27 protein-coding genes are annotated in these 21252 nt (G+C 43.3%); all 27 read right to left on the minus strand.

The window, feature by feature from the left end:
- Positions 1-91 precede the first annotated feature (91 nt).
- Positions 92-457, minus strand: coding sequence for a lipopolysaccharide assembly protein LapA domain-containing protein (locus tag CDG60_RS10280; protein ID WP_087512281.1), 366 nt, complete (start codon positions 455-457; stop codon positions 92-94).
- Between the two features lie 14 nt (positions 458-471).
- On the minus strand, positions 472-780 hold the full coding sequence (locus tag CDG60_RS10285) for an integration host factor subunit beta (protein WP_087512282.1): 309 nt from the start codon (positions 778-780) through the stop codon (positions 472-474).
- 165 nt (positions 781-945) lie between these two features.
- Positions 946-2622, minus strand: coding sequence for a 30S ribosomal protein S1 (gene rpsA, locus CDG60_RS10290; RefSeq protein WP_087512283.1), 1677 nt, complete (start codon positions 2620-2622; stop codon positions 946-948).
- 108 nt (positions 2623-2730) lie between these two features.
- A complete protein-coding gene (gene cmk / locus CDG60_RS10295) occupies positions 2731-3420 on the minus strand; it encodes a (d)CMP kinase (protein ID WP_087512284.1) in 690 nt (229 codons plus the stop codon).
- 10 nt (positions 3421-3430) lie between these two features.
- Positions 3431-3865 carry an SRPBCC family protein gene (locus CDG60_RS10300; RefSeq protein ID WP_171405499.1) on the minus strand — a complete coding sequence of 145 codons (435 nt, stop codon included), beginning with the start codon at positions 3863-3865 and terminating at the stop codon, positions 3431-3433.
- 78 nt (positions 3866-3943) lie between these two features.
- Complete coding sequence (gene tadA / locus CDG60_RS10305) at positions 3944-4465, minus strand: tRNA adenosine(34) deaminase TadA (RefSeq protein WP_087512286.1); 522 nt, start codon at positions 4463-4465, stop codon at positions 3944-3946.
- Positions 4466-4472: 7 nt separating this feature from the next.
- Entirely contained in the window at positions 4473-5597 is a 1125-nt protein-coding gene (locus tag CDG60_RS10310; protein ID WP_087512287.1) for an enoyl-CoA hydratase/isomerase family protein, read from the minus strand.
- Entirely contained in the window at positions 5594-6307 is a 714-nt protein-coding gene (gene ung / locus CDG60_RS10315; protein WP_087512288.1) for a uracil-DNA glycosylase, read from the minus strand. Before ung ends, CDG60_RS10310 begins: the two co-directional genes overlap by 4 nt.
- Positions 6308-6344: 37 nt before the next feature.
- Positions 6345-6944, minus strand: a complete 600-nt coding sequence (locus CDG60_RS10320) for a 6-pyruvoyl trahydropterin synthase family protein (protein WP_087512289.1) — start codon at positions 6942-6944, stop codon at positions 6345-6347.
- Between the two features lie 102 nt (positions 6945-7046).
- Positions 7047-8039 (minus strand): type II secretion system minor pseudopilin GspK, encoded by a 993-nt coding sequence (gene gspK, locus CDG60_RS10325; protein WP_087512290.1) that lies wholly within the window; start codon positions 8037-8039, stop codon positions 7047-7049.
- A complete protein-coding gene (gspJ, locus tag CDG60_RS10330; protein ID WP_087512291.1) occupies positions 8040-8666 on the minus strand; it encodes a type II secretion system minor pseudopilin GspJ in 627 nt (208 codons plus the stop codon).
- The gene (gene gspI / locus CDG60_RS10335; RefSeq protein WP_087512292.1) at positions 8663-9046 is read right to left on the minus strand and encodes a type II secretion system minor pseudopilin GspI; all 384 of its coding nucleotides are present in this window, start codon (positions 9044-9046) and stop codon (positions 8663-8665) included. The genes gspJ and gspI overlap by 4 nt, the downstream gene beginning before the upstream one ends.
- Positions 9033-9593 (minus strand): pilus assembly FimT family protein, encoded by a 561-nt coding sequence (locus tag CDG60_RS10340; RefSeq protein ID WP_087512293.1) that lies wholly within the window; start codon positions 9591-9593, stop codon positions 9033-9035. The genes gspI and CDG60_RS10340 overlap by 14 nt, the downstream gene beginning before the upstream one ends.
- 8 nt (positions 9594-9601) lie before the next feature.
- Positions 9602-10216, minus strand: coding sequence for a TetR/AcrR family transcriptional regulator (locus tag CDG60_RS10345; RefSeq protein ID WP_087512294.1), 615 nt, complete (start codon positions 10214-10216; stop codon positions 9602-9604).
- A gap of 49 nt (positions 10217-10265) precedes the next feature.
- On the minus strand, positions 10266-11039 hold the full coding sequence (locus CDG60_RS10350) for a TatD family hydrolase (protein ID WP_087512295.1): 774 nt from the start codon (positions 11037-11039) through the stop codon (positions 10266-10268).
- Between the two features lie 25 nt (positions 11040-11064).
- The gene (locus CDG60_RS10355; protein WP_087512296.1) at positions 11065-11406 is read right to left on the minus strand and encodes a PilZ domain-containing protein; all 342 of its coding nucleotides are present in this window, start codon (positions 11404-11406) and stop codon (positions 11065-11067) included.
- An 11-nt stretch (positions 11407-11417) separates the two neighbouring features.
- A complete protein-coding gene (locus CDG60_RS10360) occupies positions 11418-12401 on the minus strand; it encodes a DNA polymerase III delta subunit-related protein (protein ID WP_087512297.1) in 984 nt (327 codons plus the stop codon).
- 15 nt (positions 12402-12416) lie between these two features.
- Positions 12417-13178 carry a 3-deoxy-manno-octulosonate cytidylyltransferase gene (gene kdsB, locus CDG60_RS10365; protein ID WP_087512298.1) on the minus strand — a complete coding sequence of 254 codons (762 nt, stop codon included), beginning with the start codon at positions 13176-13178 and terminating at the stop codon, positions 12417-12419.
- 8 nt (positions 13179-13186) lie between these two features.
- Positions 13187-14191 carry a tetraacyldisaccharide 4'-kinase gene (gene lpxK, locus CDG60_RS10370; protein WP_087512299.1) on the minus strand — a complete coding sequence of 335 codons (1005 nt, stop codon included), beginning with the start codon at positions 14189-14191 and terminating at the stop codon, positions 13187-13189.
- A gap of 2 nt (positions 14192-14193) precedes the next feature.
- The gene (msbA, locus tag CDG60_RS10375; protein WP_087512300.1) at positions 14194-15921 is read right to left on the minus strand and encodes a lipid A export permease/ATP-binding protein MsbA; all 1728 of its coding nucleotides are present in this window, start codon (positions 15919-15921) and stop codon (positions 14194-14196) included.
- 3 nt (positions 15922-15924) lie between these two features.
- The gene (locus CDG60_RS10380) at positions 15925-16347 is read right to left on the minus strand and encodes an ExbD/TolR family protein (RefSeq protein WP_087512301.1); all 423 of its coding nucleotides are present in this window, start codon (positions 16345-16347) and stop codon (positions 15925-15927) included.
- Between the two features lie 8 nt (positions 16348-16355).
- The gene (locus tag CDG60_RS10385; protein WP_087512302.1) at positions 16356-16994 is read right to left on the minus strand and encodes a MotA/TolQ/ExbB proton channel family protein; all 639 of its coding nucleotides are present in this window, start codon (positions 16992-16994) and stop codon (positions 16356-16358) included.
- 55 nt (positions 16995-17049) lie between these two features.
- Positions 17050-17940 carry a ParB/RepB/Spo0J family partition protein gene (locus CDG60_RS10390; RefSeq protein WP_087512303.1) on the minus strand — a complete coding sequence of 297 codons (891 nt, stop codon included), beginning with the start codon at positions 17938-17940 and terminating at the stop codon, positions 17050-17052.
- Positions 17937-18719 carry a ParA family protein gene (locus CDG60_RS10395; protein ID WP_087512304.1) on the minus strand — a complete coding sequence of 261 codons (783 nt, stop codon included), beginning with the start codon at positions 18717-18719 and terminating at the stop codon, positions 17937-17939. Before CDG60_RS10395 ends, CDG60_RS10390 begins: the two co-directional genes overlap by 4 nt.
- A gap of 21 nt (positions 18720-18740) precedes the next feature.
- The gene (gene rsmG, locus CDG60_RS10400; RefSeq protein ID WP_087512305.1) at positions 18741-19373 is read right to left on the minus strand and encodes a 16S rRNA (guanine(527)-N(7))-methyltransferase RsmG; all 633 of its coding nucleotides are present in this window, start codon (positions 19371-19373) and stop codon (positions 18741-18743) included.
- An 84-nt stretch (positions 19374-19457) separates the two neighbouring features.
- Entirely contained in the window at positions 19458-20147 is a 690-nt protein-coding gene (murU, locus tag CDG60_RS10405) for an N-acetylmuramate alpha-1-phosphate uridylyltransferase MurU (protein ID WP_087512306.1), read from the minus strand.
- Positions 20147-21160: an aminoglycoside phosphotransferase family protein gene (locus CDG60_RS10410; protein ID WP_087512307.1), complete on the minus strand. Its 1014-nt coding sequence runs from the start codon at positions 21158-21160 to the stop codon at positions 20147-20149. The genes murU and CDG60_RS10410 overlap by 1 nt, the downstream gene beginning before the upstream one ends.
- Positions 21161-21252: the final 92 nt, after the last annotated feature.

Below are 21252 nucleotides of genomic sequence, written 5' to 3' on the forward strand. Positions count from 1 at the left end.
CCATACTGACAATCCAGGCGATATTCTTTTTAAAAGGCATAAAAAAAGCCCTCTACCATAAAGATAAAGGGCATTTTTATATTAATCGTTCTTATAACGGATTTGAAGGTCTGTCTTCAGGCTGAATGTCCAGGACAGTCTTCTCATGACGGGTACTTGCAGCAGCTTCAGCGGCAGCCTGCTGAGCAGATTTAATCTGCTCCTTACGAAGATAATCAATATCTTTACGCAAGCGTTTAATTTCCCAGCTGTTCTGAAAAACACGGAACACCTGAACACCCAACAACAGACCGACCACTATACCCAATGCCAGCGTAAGTAAAAGCAGTAAGCCTAAACGCATCGCCGGAACCTGAGTAAACAGTAAATCAACTGTCAGTTCAGTGCCATTTTGCAAAACCAATGCCAGGGAATAACCAAACAGAACGATCAGCAGTGCAACTAAAACATAACGCATTGTACACCTACCTGTTATCCCTGGTTGATTGATTCATTTACAGCGTCACGCAATGCCTTACCAGGTTTAAAGTGAGGAACAGCTTTCGCTGCCACATCTACAGATCTGCCTGTTTTAGGATTACGTCCTACTCTTGGTTCACGGTGATGCAGTGCAAAACTGCCAAAACCACGAATCTCTATACGGTTATCAGTAGATAGAGCTTCTATCATCTGATCAATCATGATCTTAACTGCTTCCTCCACTAATGGCTCTGCCAGATGTGGATTTTTAAGTGCAATACGTTCAATTAAGTCTGACTTATTAAGTGCTTCGGTAGTCATCTTCGACCTCTTTAATTATCAAGCTACTTTCATAGATGCGAAGATAATAACCTGTTTAAATACAAAACGGTAGCGTAATAAGTGAATACTACGCTACCGTTTACAGTAATTGTGCAAAAAGTATTAGTTAAATTACATTAATAATACTTTTTTACATCCAACTACTTAGTGGTTCATTTGAGCTTTGATCAAATCACCAATAGTCTTAGGACCGTTGTCCTGACCAGTTGTTGTCTGACGTAAGTTAGCAACAGCTTCTTTCTCTTCAGCTTCGTCTTTCGCTTTGATAGACAGGTTGATAGAGCGAGACTTACGGTCAACGTTGATGATTTTCGCTTCAACTTCCTGACCAACTTCTAAGAATTTAGTAGCATCTTCAACGCGATCACGGTTGATTTCAGATGCTTTCAGAGAAGCTTCAACTTCATCAGCTAACTTAACAGTTGCACCTTTAGCGTCAACAGCAGTTACTGTACCTTTAACCAGCGCACCGCGCTCGTTAGCAGCAAGGAAGTCATTGAACGGGTCGTTGTTCAGCTGTTTGATACCAAGGCTGATACGGTTGCCTTCAGCGTCAACTGACAGAATAACCGCTTCAACTGTGTCACCTTTCTTGTAACGACGGATAGCGTCTTCGCCTTGTTCGTTCCAAGAGATGTCTGACAGGTGAACCAAACCATCAATACCACCTGGTAAACCGATGAAGATACCGAAATCAGTGATTGATTTGATAGTACCAGAAACTTTTTCGCCTTTATCGTGGTCTTTAGCAAACTCTTCCCATGGGTTAGCACGAGTCTGTTTGATACCAAGAGAAATACGACGACGCTCTTCATCAACTTCAAGAACCATAACATCAACTTCATCACCAATCTGAACTACTTTAGATGGGTGGATGTTTTTGTTAGTGTGATCCATTTCTGAAACGTGTACTAAACCTTCAACGCCTTCAGCGATTTCTGCGAAACAGCCGTAGTCAGTTAAGTTAGTAACGCGAGCTTTAACGATAGAACCTTTAGGGTAACGGTTCATGATCGCTAACCATGGATCTTCACCAAGCTGTTTAAGACCTAAAGATACGCGGTTACGTTCGCGGTCAAATTTAAGTACTTTAACAGTAACTTCCTGACCAACTTCAACAACTTCTGAAGGATGCTTGATACGTTTCCAAGCCATGTCAGTGATGTGAAGCAGACCATCAATACCGCCAAGGTCAACGAATGCGCCGTAGTCAGTAAGATTTTTAATAGTACCAGTAACTGTCTGACCTTCTTCAAGCTGAGCAAGAAGAGCTTCACGGTCAGCTGAAGATTCAGCTTCCATAACAGCACGACGTGAAACAACAACGTTGTTACGTTTAGCGTCAAGTTTGATTACTTTAAATTCTAACTCTTTACCTTCTAAGTGAGTAGTATCACGAATAGGACGAGTATCAACTAAAGAACCTGGAAGGAATGCACGAACTGGACCGATGTCAACAGTGAAACCGCCTTTAACCTTACCAGAGATAACACCAGTAACGATTTCGCCGTCTTCAAAGATTTTTTCAAGTTTAGTCCATGTCTCAGCGCGTTTAGCTTTTTCGCGAGAAAGAACAGTTTGACCCATACCGTTGTCAAGAGCTTCAACAACAACGTCTACAGTGTCGCCAACTTGAACTTCAAGTTCACGTTGTTCATTTAAGAATTCAGCGCGGTCAACAATACCTTCTGATTTAAGGCCAGTGTCAACTGTTACCCAGTCAGAATCGATGTTTACTACAACGCCCTGGATGACAGCACCCTTTTCAACGTTGAGGTTTAATTCGCTTTCTTCAAAGAGGGCTGCAAAAGATTCGGTCATGATATACCTGATAAAGTCAGCGGTCTTGGATCAGACAAGGCCGGTTTAATAAAGCGTCTACATAGTCCATATAAAACTGATCAAGCTATGCTTCTGCTGAAAGATTTTTTAATCAGCCAGTTTGAGGTCGATATATTCAGTCATCAGATGAAACACCTCATTGATGTTCAGTTCTGAACTGTCAATGATATATGCATCTTCGGCTGGCTTGAGAGGAGCAACTGTTCGCTCCATATCACGCTTATCCCGAGCCTGTATATTGGCTAAAATGTCGTTCATTTTAACATCCAGACCCATACCCTGCAACTGGTTTACGCGACGCTGTGCCCGCGACTCTGCTGATGCAGTTAAATATATTTTTGCCTGAGCCTGTGGAAAGATGGATGTCGCCATATCACGCCCATCTGCAACCAGACCTGGAGCCTGAGCAAAAGCATGCTGCCGTGCAACGAGTGCTGCTCTCAGAACAGGAATGGCAGCCACTCTAGATGCATATTCCCCCACATGTTCAGTACGGATGGTCTGAGTAACTTCTTCGCCATCCAGAAATATATGGGTACCCTGTTCTGCTGTCTTAAATACAATATTCAGATGTTCTGCAATTGAAGCACTTTGCTGTAGCGCATCTTCATCATCAAGCTTTTCAATTAATTCAGCTTTATGCAAAGACAGCCCAAGCAACCTGTAAAGCGCCCCTGAGTCCAGCAGATGGTAACCATAGTGATCAGCCAGTTTTGCTGCGAGCGTACCTTTTCCAGAGCCACTCGGACCATCAATTGTAATAATTTGAATTGTCATAAACTTCCGCTTATACAGATTTTGCCAGTTTTGAAAAACCTAGTGTAATCGCTAGTTTCAGCTGCGCAAGTATTAATTTACTGACAAATGGTGCACGCGCCTGCAGTTCAATCGTATATTTCACCAGAGTTTTTGCTGGAGTGATGCTTTCAAACTCAATCACACCGAGATGATGCTTAATAAGTGGATTTTTGATCAGCTTGTATTCTATGCGTTTATTTAAGTCAACCAGTGTGATTTGCTCCTGAATCGGTTTTACCGGCCCAAAGCCCATGCGACGGATAGAACCCAGACCATCTGGACGCCCTGGATCTGTCGAATCCTTTACACGAACCACCTGAATCGGTGCAAATGCAACATTATATGTCGCATGTTTCGACAACAGATCAAAGACCTGTTCCACTGGTGCATTAAATTCTTTTTTGACCTGGATGGAATTCATTATTATTTCCCTTAGCAATATGTGTGGTATCAAAATATATTTTGACAATCGTTATTGTCAGTTATGCAGTCTCATTCTAGATTATTTATGACTGTCATTTAAGGACTTTTGTTGCTGTCTCAGTATTTTTTTTTGTTCTCTGCGCATTTTAAAGAAACTGGAAAGCTGTACAGAACAGGCATCCTGCATACAGCCTGACTCGTACTCAAAAACATGATTGTAATAACCACTTTCAAGCAGTCTGCGCGCACTGACCAGTGAACCTGATTTTGACTCAAGCGCACCAAACACAACTTTTTTAATGCGTGAATGAATCAATGCCCCTACACACATGGTGCAAGGCTCAAGCGTAACGTAAATAACAGCATCATCAGGCATACGATAGTTATCTATCTGACTGCATGCCTGTCTGATTGCCTGTATTTCTGCATGCGCTGAAGGATCTTTCAGGCTGATCGGTGCGTTGAATCCCGCACCGATCACTTTGTTCTGACTGACAATGACAGCACCAACAGGAACTTCCCCCTGTTCAGCAGCAAGTTGAGCCTGCTCAAGCGCAAACTGCATCCAGTATTCATCAGTGTATTCAGAAATATCCGTCATTTATGAATCAACTGACGACACCGTACTGTTTCAGTAAAGCCATCCAGCTTTCATTTTCAGCCAAAGGAGGATTATCTGAAAGAATGCCTTTTAAGGACATATCAGCGCCGGTTTTCCATTCTGGAGACAGGTCTTTATCAACCAGGCGGGCGCGCACGCCTTCAACAAAGTCAGGGTGACGGATTTTCCAATCTGAAATCTGAGTTTCAAGCTCAAAAACTTCATTCCAGGCATGTACCTGCTTACCCCATTGCCATAAAAGCCAGGTTAATGCAGCCGTGGTTGGTGAACCTTTCTGAAGGTTTTCACTCGCCTGACGAAGCCAGTCACTGCGGGCGTCACTTAAACCAATGATGGATTCATAATCATGTTCAAAATTTACACCTCGGCATACGCTCTGAATCACATCAAGTGAGTTTTGCAGAGGACCAGGTGCAACTGGACGGTGCATACTGTTCAGTGTGTCATCAATTGCTCTGAAATCACCTGCCGGATAATGATCCCAATCAATATTAATGACTTTCTGAAGGACATTATCACGCTGTGTATCGCAGATATGCGTAGCCCATCCAATACCATAGGCACCGGCAGCGGTCATAATTGAACCCGTCAGACCAGTAAACAGACCAATTGCACCCCGATCTGCCAGGAAGCGTGTTGCCCCGACATCAGGATAAAGTCCAATGTTGATTTCAGGCATAGCCAGTCTTGAATAAGGTGTCACCAGACGGAATGGTGCAGCCATAAACAGACCAAGCCCACCACCCATCACATAACCTTCACCCCATACAAGTACAGGTTTTGCATAGTTATGCAGCAGCAGATCAAGCGCATATTCCTGCTCAAAGAATTTATTGGCAGTATCCACTTCATCATTGATGACAAGCTGACGGAGTTTACGGACATCACCACCAGCACAGAATGCTTTTGGTGTTGTTGAATCAAGCCAGATAGCTTTAACACTGCTGTCATCATGAAAGTCAGTAAAAACTTCCAGTAACGCAGTAACAATGGATTCATCCAGAGCATGCAGAGATTTTGGGCGGTTCAGTCGAACAATACGCCATCCATTCTTTGCTTCTTCTACAAGAATATCCGGATGATAATTTTTTAATACAGGAGAATTTGTCATGCGTCCAGCTGCCAGTCTATGGGCTCAATGCCATTTTGTTTCAGATAATTATTGGATTTAGAAAAAACTTTACAACCAAAAAAACCACCACGGTTCGCTGCAAGCGGAGAAGGATGTGCAGCTTTCAGTATGAGATGTTTTGTCGGGTCGATCCGTTGCCCCTTACGTTGCGCATATGCCCCCCAAAGGATAAAGACAATATGCTCACGCTGTTCATTTAAAACATCAATCACGTGATCAGTAAAATCTTCCCATCCACGCTTCTGATGTGAAGCAGCCATACCTGCTTCAACTGTTAAAACACTGTTTAACAGTAATACACCCTGTTCTGCCCAATGGCTCAGATTGCCATGTTTAGAGACAGGAATCCCCAGGTCATTGTGTAATTCATGAAAAATATTACGTAAAGAAGGTGGTAATGCAACCCCTTTCTGCACTGAAAAACTTAGACCATGAGCCTGACCTGGACCATGATATGGATCCTGCCCTAAAATAACGACTTTTACATTCGCCATAGGTGTTGTATTCAGCGCATTAAAGATCAATGATCCTGAAGGATAAATCACTTTACCTTCCTGCATTTCATTTACAAGAAATGCTTTCAGCTCATCCATGACAGGACTGAGCAGAAAATCTTTCAACCCGTCTTTCCATTGTGCTTCGAGTTGAATTTTATCCAGTTTTATCTGCTGTGATTCCGTTAAAGACATATAATCCCTGATTCCTTTTCAGTACGATGGACTGGTTTTATTCACTGTGAACCTGAAGTTCCACAGCAGGATTCAGAAATTTGACACCCTGTTTCAGTTTTTCATACATTTCGGGATCAGCCCACTCTGACTGAACCTGCTCCGAAAACTCTATCTGCTGCAGACTCAACAACCCCATCTGCTCATTTTCAATATCTTCGATAAAGCTCTGTGCATAACCGGTATCTGTTTCATGCACAATAACCGAATACACTTCCACATCCCCCTCGCCATTCTGAGTTTCAGTGGAGCACAGAATCTGCTGAGCAAGGTAGAAAAAAATTCGGGAAAACTGTTCTGCTGATGGTGAAACTGGCAGTGCAACCCATCGCGCACTGAATTTTTTACATGCAGCAATATATTCAGCATCATCTTTCTGCCAGAAACAGATCGCATGATCGAAGCTGTCAAAAATATCTTTTATTACACCTTTAAGCAGACCAAAGTCATATACCATCTGACCATGATCAAGCCGATTTGCTTTCAGCAGCAGTTCAACTTTATAACTGTGACCATGAATAGAGCGTTTGCAACGGTCTGATGTGCAGTTCCGCACAATATGAGCATTTTCAAACTTAAAAAGCTTACGTATTAACATATACCTTGATGTAATCAGAAAAATATGAATTGTGTTTGATTATAATGCAAAAGCGACAGGATAGGCATCAATTTTACCATTGAGACTTATCTTAATAAAATATCAGTATTTTGCATCCTGTGCAGAGTCGCTGATCTCAATAGGTGTAAAGGGCGCCATACTTCTTTTCAGTATATAAACTTTCTTATCCTGACGAACCAGCAATGAATTGAACTGTCGCACACGCTCACCCAGTGAGACTTCAATCTGAGCTCTGAAAAATGTGGACTGAACACCCAGAAGGTTATTCAACTGAACTCTTTTTTCATTATCGACCTGAGTAAATGGTTCAACATCCCACAGTTCATTTACAGATTTAAAGTGTTCAAGTGCACTCTGTTTCGTGTTCAACATATTCTGCACCGCTTTTTCATCCAGCTGCTCATCCATGCTTGCCAGTAAAAAAGCAGATGCAGTGTTGATATTGACCTTAGCTTCAGTCGAAGGATTTGCAGTTACATACGGTTCCAGCTGCAGATATTTCTGCCCTTCAAATCCTCTGACCATTTTCAGCTCTTCAACGCTGTGAAACTTATTGTTTGCAGGTAAATAACCTGGATTCAGACCTTGATAATAATTACTTTCCGCACCCATTGAACCTGATGTTTCATCATCAGCATCCTGCCAGTCAATCACTGCCTCAGAAAGCTGAGCCGGCAAACCTGCTTTTACAAGCAGTTTTTCAAACCAGTTTTTTGCCTGAGCATTTACTTTTCCACTCTTATCCACAAGACTGTTTAAATTAAACTTTCCACTTTCATCACGTAAAATTCCTGCCACATATCCGTCATCCACAGGAAATGCAGGCATAGGTTTAGCCCAGGTTTCCTGCTGATGATCCACTTCACCAGCATTTTCAGCATCATCCACCAGCAGTTCTGAAAAAAAGGATTCAGCGCTTTTTGCATAATACAAAGACTGATTCTGCCGCATGACATAAGCAGTACTTTCAGCAGTCGCGGACTGTCTTTTGGCAATCATAGCAGCTAGTATAGTTGCCAGAGCAACCATGATCAGAATAGTCAGCAGTGCAATTCCACGTTGGCTCTGTTTCATTTATTTTACGGCTTCCTGTTTCAGAAAGTCTGTATTCAACAGGCTATACAACCACTGATAGGATATCCCCTGTACGGTCAGACTCAGCATGATTCCCCTGGGTAACAATGCTTTCTGCTGAACATTTTCTGCATCTGCCGTCGCCTCAGGCCAGCTTTTCAGCTCTGCCGGATTCAGGACAGAAACATCATACTGTTCAACATTTTCAAGCAGCACGCTCGAAACTGGCTGTTCCTGCCCTGTCTGATTCAGGTAACTGTATTTTAATCTATAGAGTTTTTTTTCATCTGCACGATAACGGTATTCCACCCGCTCATCGGGTGGTGTGCCCTGGGCCAGAGGATCTGTAACACCTGTTTTACTGAAAATCAGCACACCATTCTGCAGAATCAGCGCAGGAGCTGTTTCACCTTTGATATTTGCAGTTAATGGTGCAATCTGAAGACTGTCTCTGAGAATCTGCTGATGGGCTTCCTGTAAGGCGGATAAATTCGCCTCATGCATTTCATTACGCTCACTGACCTTCGAGAGATAATCAAACACTTTCCAGCCGAGTGCAGAGAGCACTGCGAAAATTGCAATTGCAACCAGCAGCTCAACAAGGGTAAACCCTTTTGACCTGCTCATGATGCAGCTATCCGATAATTAAAGAACACAATATTGGTAATACCGGCTTCGACTTTGCCTGTTTCCTTATTGAACAGACTCACCTGAACAGTGACACGCTGCACATCAGGACTGACTGTGGGCTGAGTACTTTTATCAATCTGCCAGTTTTCGCCCTGTTGTTCCACCTGCTCTGACTGAGTTCCCTCCAGCCATTCTCTGTTGATTTCCATCTGCGCTGCTGCATTCATTGCAACAAACTGTGCTTTGGTGCGCAGAACGGCATTGGAGGTTGCTTGGGTATACTGCATCGCCACTTTGGTCAGCGCCATTGCTGCTGTGGCAAAAATTGCGAGAGCAACCATCACTTCAAGTAAGGTAAATCCTTTATTTTTCTTCATGAATCTTACCCAGGTGATCAATTTCTATTTCCTGACCAATAGGCTTTTGCTGAAAATAGAACTGAATTCTTACAGGTTTTGCCTCACCATTCCCAAGCCATACCAGCTGTGGAGCATCATTTGAGATCAGTTCAGTATTCGCTGCATTCTGAAACTGATAATCAAGTGACTTCACTGTAAAACTGACTTCTTCCGGCAATTCTTTTGATTTAAATTCTGCCCATTCTTTCCAGATCTGTTTTTTATCCAGCCTTGAAATTTTTATCTGCTGTACAGTCGGGTTCTGGTATTCAACTACAGTATAACGAAACGGTGACACATCTGTTTCACTCTGAACATTCAGTGCCAGTATTCTTGACTGGTCTGTTGCTTCACGCTGGATTTTTTTCATATCCATCAGGAAGACAGCCCTGGACTGCATTGCTTTGCGCTGATCAACACCACCTGTGTTCATTAACACTAGGGAAGCCATGATTGCCATAATCACAATCACCACCATCAATTCGACCAGTGTAAAACCCTGTATTGATGATGGTCGCATATTCATATGAACCTTCAGGCAACCTGCTGCGCATGACTGGCATGCTTAGGCAAAGCCAGTGCCTGATCAATGTAGGCGACACGCAGTGTATCCCTGGAGCCCAGATAACGCTGATAAAAACTTGAATTCAGAATTGCAGCAGCACCATGTGTCAGTGCCCAGATGGAAGCCAGATAATCCCTGACTGTCATTGCACTGTGTATATCCAGCAGATAGGTTTCCGTCATACGTATAATCAGTCTGAGACGCTGACGCCTGATCTGATACAGCTCACTGAACAGATGATAAATTCCTACACCTGTGGTTGAAAGTCTCTCTTCGATCTGATGAAACAGCACAGTACGTTCAGGATGATGCAAATGATGCAGCATAAAGAATGCGAGGTGTTCAGGGAACTGTTTTTCAGTGTCTTTTATCATCTCCAACAGCATATTTTCATTGCGGATGATCAGCAGCATATACAGCTCATCCTTACTCTGAAAATGCTTATAGAGTGTTCCTTTTGCAAGATCAAGTTCAGCTGCGAGCGCATCAAGCGTCATTCCTGACTCGCCATTTTCCAGCAGCAGCTGTTCCGCCACCTGAAAAATCAATGATTCTCTTGCCCTGAACTGCGCCTGACGATCCATCTTCACCCTGTCACTCTCTTCTATGCTTCTAACTGTTTATTCAAGCTATTTATTTCATTTTCAGCAGGTTTTCAAAATTCTGCATTGTAATAAATGCCATTTCTTCAAGTGACTTATCATATACATCACTTAGCGCTTTTGCTACATATGGAACGTATTTTGGTTCATTAGTTTTACCACGATATGGAACCGGAGCCAGATACGGACTGTCAGTTTCAATCAACACTCTGTCCAGTGGTACCTGTTTTGCGACATCACGCAAATCCTGCGCATTTTTAAAAGAAACAATGCCCGAAAATGAAATGTAGTATCCGCAATCCAGTACAGCTTTAGCCGTTTCCCAATCTTCGGTAAAACAGTGCAGAATACCGTGTGTGGATTTTTCTGCACGGATAATATCCACAGTGTCATGCTTCGCAGATCGGGTATGAACTACCACAGGTTTGGATACTGCCTGGGATGCATGAATATGTCGTGCAAAACAGGCTTTCTGTTCAGCAATAAAATCCTGACTATGGAAATAATCCAGACCCGTTTCACCCAGTGCCCAGGCTTTTTCAGACTGTGCAAGCTCAATCAGACACTCAGTAGTTGCCCGTGCCATGGTCTGAACATCTTCACAGGGATGTACCCCAACGGTATAACCCACGTCATCATGACGGGCTGCAATCTCTGACAAAGGAATATGATCATCCAGATCGACAGAGATACCCATAAACTTACTGACGCCGGCTTCACGTGCCTGAGCCAGTGCCAGATCCACATCACCATTATAAGGTGTAAGGTCGAGCATGGTTAAGTGGCAATGAGTATCTACAAACACGGTCTGATCCTATGAAGTTTTTAACCTACATAGTGTAACTGGATCTGCCGTCAGACTTAATACCCGCAAGCAGTTTTTCCGCTTCTGATTTGTAATAAACACCCTTTTCACCCATCAGCTGAATACCAAAACCCTGAAGTTTTGCACCATTCTGCTTATGTGCAATCCAGATAACTTTCCCTGTTAAAGGGATTTTCTGAGACTGTTCCGGCAATGTTGCCAGTACAAAAACCTCTTCACCCAGTTTCACCGGCTGTTTTGATGGTATAAACAGACCTCCGCCCACAACATAAGGCATATAACTTGCGTAAAGTGTATTTTTATCAGGAATATTTGCCTGAATAATCCCACCCATACGTGGCTGCATACTGTTCCCCTTTAAACATTCATTAACTTTATACACAACTGATCAAGTACAAGATTTCCCTGTATATTCTGCTCAGTCATTTTTTTTGATTGTTGTAAATCTGCATAGATTCCAAATAATGTTTCAAGTGTGTACTGCTCCGCAAGTACTGTAAAGTCCAGATCAGTATTATTCACCTGCTGATTGAGCTTGACACAAATCAGGTCTGACAACAAGTATTCAAACATCTGACTGAACTCATTGAAACCAAGCTCTTTATTCCATCTGGTCGCTGTTGCCATTGGCATATTTTTCTGCTGTACCAGTTTCTGCCAGTCCTTTAAAAAGTCATTCCTTCTTGAAAACCACGTACTCTCTGCCAGATGAACTGCCTGTAATGGCATCTGCCCTGAAAGATTCAGCAACAGCTGTTTCTGCTGCTGCAGGTCTTCAGGTAAATACTGACTTAAAAACTCATCCGACTGCGCTGAAGTTATACGATCCATGGCAAAGTGCTGTAAACGGCTGCGGACAGTCGCAGGCAGTTTAAGAAAGTGATCTGCCAGTAAAATGATGATGACTCTGTCACCAGGCTCTTCCAGTGTTTTCAGCAATGCATTTGCCGAGGCGATATTCAGGGCTTCTGCCGGTTCAATAACAACGACTCTCCAGCCATCCACTGTCTGCTGCACAAATGGTAATAAATCCCGGATCTTCTCGATCTTAATTTTCGCGTTCTGCTTTTTATTTTCTTCATCGGTCGTGATGTATACATAATTGGGGTGCGTATCCGACTTTAGCCACTGGCAACTGCCACATTCACCACATGCTACACGATCCACATGACGGTTTGAACACAGTATCCAGGCAAGAAACTGCTTGGCAAAAGCATCTTTCCCACATCCTTTTTTGCCATAAAACAATAAACCATGACCAATTGCAGGAAAGCGCCCTGTGAGCGTATTCCAGACATCCTGTTGCCAAGGATAGACCCTTGCCTCAACCTCACTCAGCATTCGAGATTCCTGCTTTTACTGAAAAAGACTGATATCAAGTTCATTTAAACGATCCAGATCCTGCTGTGTATCCACACCTGGTGGCAGACTTGCTTCTGCAACAGCAATTGCAATCCGGTGACCATTTTCAAGTACTCTTAACTGTTCGAGGCTTTCCAGTTTTTCCAGCATCCCCATTTCCCAGCCAACATATTCCTGAAGCAGTTTGACACGGTAGCCATAAATACCCAAATGACGATATGCCTGATTATGCAAAGCTGGATTTTCCTGTTTATTGCCATCACGGTCATAAGGAATCGTTGCCCGACTGAAATACAGTGCTTCATTAAAACGTGACATGACAACTTTGACGATACTGTCGCGCTTGAATTCATCCAGATCTGTGACCGGCTCACATAACGTAGACATTGAACACAATGGTTTCATTTCAAGTAACTGAGCAACCTGCTGAACCAGCTGAGCAGGCAACAAAGGCTCATCACCCTGTACATTGACAATAATATCTTCAGCAGCCCAGCCTTTAATTTTTGCAACTTCACTCAGCCGATCCGTACCCGATGGGTGATCAGGTGATGTCAGAACTACATCCACACCTTCAGCAATACAGACATCTGCGATCCGCTGATCATCCGTCGCCACACAGAGATCGTCAAAACCCTCGACTTTTCGAGCCTGATCCACAACCCTTAAAATCATTGCGCGACCATGAATCTGCAATAACGGCTTACCCGGTAAACGTGAGCTGGAAAAACGGGCAGGAATAACAATGTGTTTCATAAAGTCGCCTAAGAGATCTGAATGCCTGATTCCTGCAACTGCTGATGCAGTTTCAGATAGCATGCCTCAGAGAGTACTGCTTCCACAGGAACCACCCAGATTTCACGATTAAAAGCTGGGTTCTGTTTCAATAAAGGTAAAATTTTAACTGCATCTTTTTCGGTTGTAATCACCGGATTTGCGTCATCAAACTGAAAATCCGCAATCTCATATTCATAATGATCGGGAAACTCATGACACTGAAAATGGTGTATACCCATAGATTCGAGCGTTGCGTAAAATCTTTGAGGAAAACCAATACCTGCAACTGCGTAAAAATCTGCTTCTGGATTAAACACCCGTCCATCCATTGCATTCAACAGATAAGGTTCAGCAACTTCAAGGTGCATATATAGCTCACTTTCAGGCTCTGCTGCATGCTCAATCACAGTAGCCCCTTCAAGTCTGGACGGAGGTTCTCTCAGATAACCCTCAGGAAGGATTTTCCCATTACCTAAACCACGGTTATTATCCAGAACAATCCACTCAATCTGCCGGTTCAGTGCATGGTGCTGTAATCCATCATCACTGATGATCAGATCCAGTTCATATTTTTCAAGCAACAGCTCAATACTTTTTTGCCTGTTCGACCCCACAGCCATAGGCACACCCGTTGACTGAACAATCAGACAGGGTTCATCTCCGACGGTTTCAGGTAGAGCATCGAGTCCAACAAATGCAGGAAATGGACCTTTCCCACCATAACCACGACTGATGACACCTACTTTGACATGATGTCTAAGCAAATAGGTCACAAGCTGAATCAGAAGCGGAGTTTTTCCACTGCCACCTACTGTAATATTTCCAATAACCATGACAGGAACAGGAGCTGTATAAGCCTGTTTAACATCCATTTCATAGAGTTTTCTGTTCAGCAGAAAACCACCACGATACAGCCACGACAAAGGTCGAAGCACAATCAGCCATCCTGCCTGTTTATTCCAGGCATCCTGAATGAATTGCGCCAGTGACATAATTACTGTTCCTCAAAGTTACGCTGATGCAACTGATAATAAGCGCCATGCTTTTCAATCAGTTCTGCATGAGTACCTTGCTCTACAATCATCCCTTTGTCCATCACAACAATCAGATCTGCATTTTCAATGGTAGAGAGTCTGTGTGCAATAACAATAGTGGTTCTGTCCTGCATCGCAGCATCAAATGCCTGCTGAATGAAATATTCGGATTCGTTATCCAGCGCACTTGTTGCTTCATCCAGAATTAAAATCGGTGCATCTTTCAGGATAGCCCGAGCAATGGCAATCCGCTGACGTTGACCGCCAGAAAGGTTCAAGCCCTGAGCACCCAGCTGCGTATCATAACCTTGAGGTAAGGACATGATAAAATCATGTGCATAAGCTGCTTTTGCAGCAGCAATCACCTGTTCATCTGTTGCATTTTCCAGCTGCCCGTACGCAATATTTTCACGGACAGTCCGGTTAAACAGAACGACCTGCTGATTGACCATGGCGATCTGAGTCCGCAGACTGGTGATTTCAATATCCTGAATATCATACTGATCCAATAAAATACGACCTGAGCTCAACTCCTGGAATCTGACCAGTAGATTCACCAGTGAAGTCTTGCCTGCTCCTGAACGTCCTACAAGTGCGACGGTCTGACCTGCTTTTACATTCAGGTTGAAGTTTTTAATCGCCTCATGTCCATCAGCATAGATCAGTCCAGCATTTTCAAACTGAATATTACCTTTTAAAGCAGGTGTCAGAGTTCCTGTATTTTTTTCTTCCGGCAGATCAAGCAGTTCAAACACTGAATATGCCGCAGCCATACCACGCTGAAGTTTTTCATTAATATCTGTCAGCGCTTTGATAGGCTTACTGAGCATACCTGCTGCTGTGATATACGCAACAAATTCACCCGTGGTGGTTTCTCTGAGAATTTCAGGGCGCAATGCAATCCAGATAATAATACTGAGCGACATGGCCATAATCAGCTGCACAACAGGGCTGTTCAGTTGCTGTACAACCACCATTTTCAGACCACGACGCAGGTTTTCAAGGGAATGTAATTTAAACCGTTCCTGCTCATAAGTCTGTCCGCCAAAGCTTTTGACGACCAGGTTACCGTTTACCGTTTCCTGAACCACATGGTTGACATCACCCATGGTATCCTGTACCTGCATAGACAATGTACGCATACGCTTGGCAGCTTTACGGATTAAAAGACCAATCAGTGGACCAAAAACAAGAATACACAGTGTTAAACGCCAGTTGCTGTAAAGCAGATACCCAAGCAGAGCCATTGCAATCAAGCCCTGCTGAACCAACGTTCTGAGTGAATCAGTCGACGCCGCCGTCAACTGCTCAACGTTGTACATGATTTTGGCTGTAATGTGCCCACTGGTATTATCCAGATAATACTGTGACGGCAGTTTCAGTAACTTGGCAAACACTTCCTGACGGATGTTAAAAACCAGATTCCGGGAAATGACTGAGGTGTAATATCCACCGACAAAACTCCCTACACCACGGAAAAAAATCAACAGAACAACCAGAAACGGGAAAAGCGAAGTGAAACTTTCATCCCTGTCCTGAATTGCAGTAATGATTTTTTCAAGCAATTTGGCTACCGACACTTCCGTTGCTGCATTGATAGCAAAACCTACAACAACCAGTATCATCAGACCCCAGAATGGTTTCAGATAACTGAGCAGGCGCAAATAAACTTTTAAATCGTGGTTCACTGATTAATAACCCCTGGACGGCACTTTCGTACTGATATTGATGTTAACAAAGCCCAATTGCCCTGCAACATCCATGACTCGAATTACATCCTGATGCGTTGCTTTTGCATCAGCAGCAATGACAAACATTAAATCACGCTGATCATTGGAAATCTGTTTAATTGCCGTATTTAAATCTGCTGATTCTTTACTGGACAATGCCTGTCCATTGACCGAGTAATGCCCGGAAGCATCCACCACAACTTCAATCTTATGATTGAACTGCTTCGGTGGTACTCCCTGGGCATCAGGTAAAGTCAGATTCATACGGCTGAACTGATTAAATGTTGTGGAAAGTAACAGGAACACCAATATGAACAACAGGCAGTCAATCATTGGCGTCAGGTTAATATGAATATCTTCCACTTGTGTACGTTTAAATTTCATATTTCACCTTAACTTGCTTTCTTCACTTCCTGTTCTTCCACAGAATCATTCTGATAGAAAAGTGCTGCATGAAAAAGTGTTGACTGCTGTTCAAGTTCCGCAATGTACTCCTGAACCAGCCGCTGAAAATAACGGTATGCAAACAGCGCAGGGATAGCAATCAGCATACCTGCTGCTGTTGTAATCAAAGCCTTGGAAATACCCGGAATCATGAGTGTTGGATTACTGTTAGTTCCCAGGTCAATCACCAGGAATGATTCAATAATTCCCAGTACTGTACCCAGCAAACCCAACAATGGAGCAACAGCACTTAAAGTCCCCAGAAAATTGATATTTTTTTCAAGATATCCGATTTCCTGAGAAGCTGTGGCTTCCATTTGAGCGCGAGCATAATTTTCAGGCTGCTGGCGATTCTGATACCCTGCCATAAAAATCCGCCCAAGTGTACTGCTCTGTGCCGAATCATTCTGTTTCAGGTACTGCATTACACCTTTAACTCCCGCTCCCTGACTCAGCAGCAAGCCCGCAGGTAAAATATTCGATTTTTTCAGGCGAATGAAACGCTCAATTGCAATTGCAACAGTAAAAATCGAACAGATCACAAGCGGCAACATCAGCCACCCACCAGCTTTAACCAACTCCCACATTCCGCTTCCCCAAGACTTTCAAAACTGCAAATTTAAAAAATTTAAAACGATAAAATTATTCAGCAAGACAGATATTTAAAATACCATCCAGTTCTTCCAGCGAATGATAATGAATAACCAGTTTTCCTTTACCCTGCTTATTATGATCAATTTTTACATCCGCACTGAAACGCTCAGTTAAGCGCTGAGTCAGTTGTTGTATATCCGACTGAAGTTCAGGTTTTTTCTTTTCCTGTTTCGGCGTATTCATATCACGGACAATCTGTTCTGTCTGACGGACGGACAGATTTTTTTCAACAACCTGCTGTGCTACTTTCAGCTGTTCTTTTTCTTTCAGTGTCAGTATTGCGCGGGCATGCCCCATATCCAGCAAACCTTGCTGCATCAGATCTTTCACAGGTTCTGCAAGTGCAAGCAATCGAAGTAAATTACTGACTGTCGTTCTCGCTTTACCTACTGTTTCTGCAATTTCCTGATGGCTCAGACCAAATTCTTCATGGAAACGCTGTAATGCCATTGCCTGATCAATCGGGTTCAGATCCTGACGCTGAATGTTTTCAATCAGTGCCAGAGCAATCGCAACCTGATCTGTCAGATCACGGACAATCGCCGGAATCTCAGTCAGACCAGCCTGTTTTGCAGCACGCCAGCGACGCTCACCCGCAATAATTTCATAAGGATGGATTTCATCATCTGCAACAGAGCGGATAACAATAGGCTGCATCACACCATGTTTTTTAATGGATGCCGCCAGCTCCTCAAGTTCCTGTTCGTTGATGAAACGGCGTGGCTGATATTCACCACGCTTCAGCAAATTCACATCAATCTGTTTCAGCTGACCATGATCCAAGGTTTGAACTTCGAGTTGTAATTTTTCTTTCTGAATGGAACCCAACAGGGCATCCAGACCACGACCCTTAGCTAATCCGCGTTTTTTTGTGGTCATGCTTTCGTTCCTTTTTTCACTTTACTTTTTTTCAACATTTCAGCCGCAAGGTTTAAATACGCCACAGCACCCTTTGAGCTTTTTTCAAAATAAATAATAGGTAAACCATGTGCCGGTGCTTCTGCCAGACGGACATTTCGTGGAATCACAGTATCGTAGAGTTTTTTCCCAAAATACTGTTCAAGCTCTGCGGATACGTCACGCGTCAAAGCATTACGGGCATCGTACATGGTACGCAGCACACCCATAATTTCAAGCTCAGGATTCAGTGCCTGCTGAATGCGGTCTATGGTCTGTGTCAGATCTGCCAGGCCTTCCAGTGCATAATATTCGCACTGCATCGGGATCAGCACACTGTGTACAGCTGCCATCGCATTTACTGTGATCAGGCTCAGACTTGGCGCACAGTCAACAATGATATAATCAAAGTCTTTTTCAATCTGCTGCAAAGCATTGCGCAGAATATACTCTCTGCCTTCCTGCTCTGCAATGACAAGCTCAACACCCGCCAGATCACGATTTGAACCAAGTACTTTATAACCGACTTCTGCCTTGGTGATGGCTGTCTCAATCGGCACTTCACCCAATAAAACATCAGTAATGGAATAAAGTAAATCATTTTTCTGAATGCCCGAACCCATCGTGGCATTACCCTGGGAATCCATATCGACCAGCAGCACACGCTTTTTCAGAACAGCAAGAGAAGCAGCAAGGTTTACAGCTGTTGTCGTTTTACCAACACCACCTTTCTGATTCGCGATTGCAATAATTTGCGCCATGGAAACCCCAACTCTTAAGTCTTAAATTTGTTTTAATAACAGCAAATGACGCTGTTCATCTAGTCTCGGAACTTTCAGTTCAATAATGTCACAGCTGAACTGTTTTTCTACAGCTTTGACTTCATCTTCTGGAATCAGACCTTTCATTGAAGCAATAATGCTCTGATCATGCATATACGGTCTAGAAGCAGCTATAAAATCGGTTAATGATGCAAATGCCCGACTGGTAATGACATCAAATTTACCCAATTCATTAATACTGTCTTCGTTTTCAACCCGTGTCTGCACAGCAATCACATTCTGCAGTTTCAGGTCAGCAATAAACTGTTTAAGGAAACGGATTTTTTTGCCGTTTGAATCCAGCAGCACACACTGACGTTCAGGCTGACATAAGGCAATAATCATGCCTGGCATACCGCCACCCGTCCCGATATCCAGCAGACGACCTGCAGGCAGATCTTTCAGAATACTCAGACTGTCGAGCAGATGCTTGACCAGCATTTCCTTAGGATCACGGATTGCAGTCAGATTATAGGCTTTATTCCAGAGTACCAGTGCATCCTGGTATTTAAGTAACAAAGTTAAGGCATCTTCATTGAGTTCAAGCCCAAGTGCCAGACTGCCCTGTTTAAGTTCCTGAAAAAAAGGATGCATAGATAAAACGTCCCGAGAAAGTTAGGTGGAAGTATACCGATTTATCGTTATAGTCACAGTAGCCGATGATTAGTGAATATGCACTTAAGCATATTCACCCTGACGAATTTGCGAATCAAGTGCCATAAGGCGCTCAGGTGTACCTACATCCACCCAGGCAGCTCGCATTTTTTCTGCAGAAATCCGCCCATCCAGCATTCCCTGCTTTAAAATAGGTGCCAGTGGACGTTTTCCTGCTTCCAGTCCATTGAACATTTCAGGATGAATCACAGAAACGCCGCTGAATGTTAAATTCTCACCTTCACGGTGCTGATCAAATGTATAAGCACGCCCATCCGCCAGTGTAAAATCACCTTTAGGGTGCTGTTCAGGATTCTGCACGAACACCAGATGCGCCAGATCCTGCTGCAGATTTACATCCAGCAGTGAAGCAAAATCAAAAGTTGTCCAGACATCACCATTGATCAGTATGAACGGTTCACTGCCAAGTAAAGGCAAAGCATTGATGATTCCACCAGCGGTTTCAAGCCCTTCATCTTCACGTGTCCAGCGGATATTCACCCCAAACTGAGAACCGTCGCCCAATGCACCGATCAGCACATCTGCAAGCCAGGCTGAGTTAATGATGATTTCGGTCACACCGATATTTTTCAGTTTTTCGATATGCCAGACGATCAGCGGCTTCCCACCCACCTCAAGTAAAGGTTTGGGCTTATAAAGCGTCAAAGGACGCATGCGGTTTCCAAGACCCGCTGCCAGAATCATGGCTTTCATTATGCAACAACCTCATATTTGCCGTATTTGGATTCAAATTCCGGCATTACTCTATTATGAATAAACTGCATAAAAGGTTGTAATTCTGCATACGCTTTGCTTTCTTCAAGTAAATACCACATCACGCGGGGTAAATCCTTGAGGTAGCCTGATTTGCCATCACGTTCAAACAGTCGCACAAAAATACCCAGAATTTTGATATGACGCTGAATCGCCATCAGATCAGCATCACGTCTGAACTGTTCAAAATCGCGATCCTGCTTTGCAGACTCAGGCAACAGGTCATAGAACATTTTAAACCACTGATAAACACGCTCAGGATTCCACTGCACATAAGCATCGCGTGTAATGGAAATCAGGTCATAAGTATCTGCACCGATCACAGCATCCTGAAAATCAATCACACCCAGATCCGTTTCACCTTCTATTTTCATCAGGTTACGACTGTGAAAGTCACGATGTACAATCACCTGAGGCTGTGCAAGCGCAGCATTTGCCAGAATTGCAAAACTGCGTTTAATCAGTGCCAGCTCATCTGCTGTTGGCTGAATCTTCAATGAAGGCAGCATCCAGTCGGTCAGCAGTTCCATTTCTGAAATGAGCTTTTCATACGCATATTCTGGGAAATGGTTTTTACCATCAATCGACTGCAACTGTACCAGCTGCTTAAAACTCTGCGCATAGTACTCATCCACAGTTTCATCTGTTAAAAGTGTGGAAAGTAATACATCGCCAAAATCTTCAAGTAAAAGAAAGCCCTGCTCAAGATCTTTTGCCACAATATGAGGTACACGAACCTGATGAGCATCGAAAAATTCGTCTATCGTCACAAAAGGCACACAATCTTCTTTTTCAGGAGGTGCATCCATCAGCATAAATGTTTTATTATTCAATTTGATTCGTGCATAACGACGGAAGCTCGCATCACCTGCAAGGAAGTTAATTTCAAATTGATCTGAACCAAGTACAGATGTAATCCATGTTTGTATCAATTGTTCACGTTGTGTATTCATTTGCGATAAATTCTAATACAGGCTGAGTTTTTAAAGTGCTAAGTGTAGCCACTTATCAACTTTTTCTCTATGATGCGACAATAATTAATTGC

Origin of the sequence: Acinetobacter chinensis, from assembly GCF_002165375.2 — a bacterium.
In the GTDB taxonomy this organism is placed as follows: domain Bacteria; phylum Pseudomonadota; class Gammaproteobacteria; order Pseudomonadales; family Moraxellaceae; genus Acinetobacter; species Acinetobacter chinensis.

Coding starts and splice junctions, on each gene's coding strand:
- CDG60_RS10280 (WP_087512281.1), bottom strand. CDS start 457: ATGCGTTATGTTTTAGTTGCACTGCTGATCGTTCTGTTTGGTTATTCC.
- CDG60_RS10285 (WP_087512282.1), bottom strand. CDS start 780: ATGACTACCGAAGCACTTAATAAGTCAGACTTAATTGAACGTATTGCA.
- rpsA (WP_087512283.1), bottom strand. CDS start 2,622: ATGACCGAATCTTTTGCAGCCCTCTTTGAAGAAAGCGAATTAAACCTC.
- cmk (WP_087512284.1), bottom strand. CDS start 3,420: ATGACAATTCAAATTATTACAATTGATGGTCCGAGTGGCTCTGGAAAA.
- tadA (WP_087512286.1), bottom strand. CDS start 4,465: ATGACGGATATTTCTGAATACACTGATGAATACTGGATGCAGTTTGCG.
- CDG60_RS10310 (WP_087512287.1), bottom strand. CDS start 5,597: ATGACAAATTCTCCTGTATTAAAAAATTATCATCCGGATATTCTTGTA.
- ung (WP_087512288.1), bottom strand. CDS start 6,307: ATGTCTTTAACGGAATCACAGCAGATAAAACTGGATAAAATTCAACTC.
- CDG60_RS10320 (WP_087512289.1), bottom strand. CDS start 6,944: ATGTTAATACGTAAGCTTTTTAAGTTTGAAAATGCTCATATTGTGCGG.
- gspK (WP_087512290.1), bottom strand. CDS start 8,039: ATGAAACAGAGCCAACGTGGAATTGCACTGCTGACTATTCTGATCATG.
- gspJ (WP_087512291.1), bottom strand. CDS start 8,666: ATGAGCAGGTCAAAAGGGTTTACCCTTGTTGAGCTGCTGGTTGCAATT.
- gspI (WP_087512292.1), bottom strand. CDS start 9,046: ATGAAGAAAAATAAAGGATTTACCTTACTTGAAGTGATGGTTGCTCTC.
- CDG60_RS10340 (WP_087512293.1), bottom strand. CDS start 9,593: ATGAATATGCGACCATCATCAATACAGGGTTTTACACTGGTCGAATTG.
- CDG60_RS10345 (WP_087512294.1), bottom strand. CDS start 10,216: ATGGATCGTCAGGCGCAGTTCAGGGCAAGAGAATCATTGATTTTTCAG.
- CDG60_RS10355 (WP_087512296.1), bottom strand. CDS start 11,406: ATGCAGCCACGTATGGGTGGGATTATTCAGGCAAATATTCCTGATAAA.
- CDG60_RS10360 (WP_087512297.1), bottom strand. CDS start 12,401: ATGCTGAGTGAGGTTGAGGCAAGGGTCTATCCTTGGCAACAGGATGTC.
- kdsB (WP_087512298.1), bottom strand. CDS start 13,178: ATGAAACACATTGTTATTCCTGCCCGTTTTTCCAGCTCACGTTTACCG.
- lpxK (WP_087512299.1), bottom strand. CDS start 14,191: ATGTCACTGGCGCAATTCATTCAGGATGCCTGGAATAAACAGGCAGGA.
- CDG60_RS10380 (WP_087512301.1), bottom strand. CDS start 16,347: ATGAAATTTAAACGTACACAAGTGGAAGATATTCATATTAACCTGACG.
- CDG60_RS10385 (WP_087512302.1), bottom strand. CDS start 16,994: ATGTGGGAGTTGGTTAAAGCTGGTGGGTGGCTGATGTTGCCGCTTGTG.
- CDG60_RS10390 (WP_087512303.1), bottom strand. CDS start 17,940: ATGACCACAAAAAAACGCGGATTAGCTAAGGGTCGTGGTCTGGATGCC.
- CDG60_RS10395 (WP_087512304.1), bottom strand. CDS start 18,719: ATGGCGCAAATTATTGCAATCGCGAATCAGAAAGGTGGTGTTGGTAAA.
- rsmG (WP_087512305.1), bottom strand. CDS start 19,373: ATGCATCCTTTTTTTCAGGAACTTAAACAGGGCAGTCTGGCACTTGGG.
- murU (WP_087512306.1), bottom strand. CDS start 20,147: ATGAAAGCCATGATTCTGGCAGCGGGTCTTGGAAACCGCATGCGTCCT.
- CDG60_RS10410 (WP_087512307.1), bottom strand. CDS start 21,160: ATGAATACACAACGTGAACAATTGATACAAACATGGATTACATCTGTA.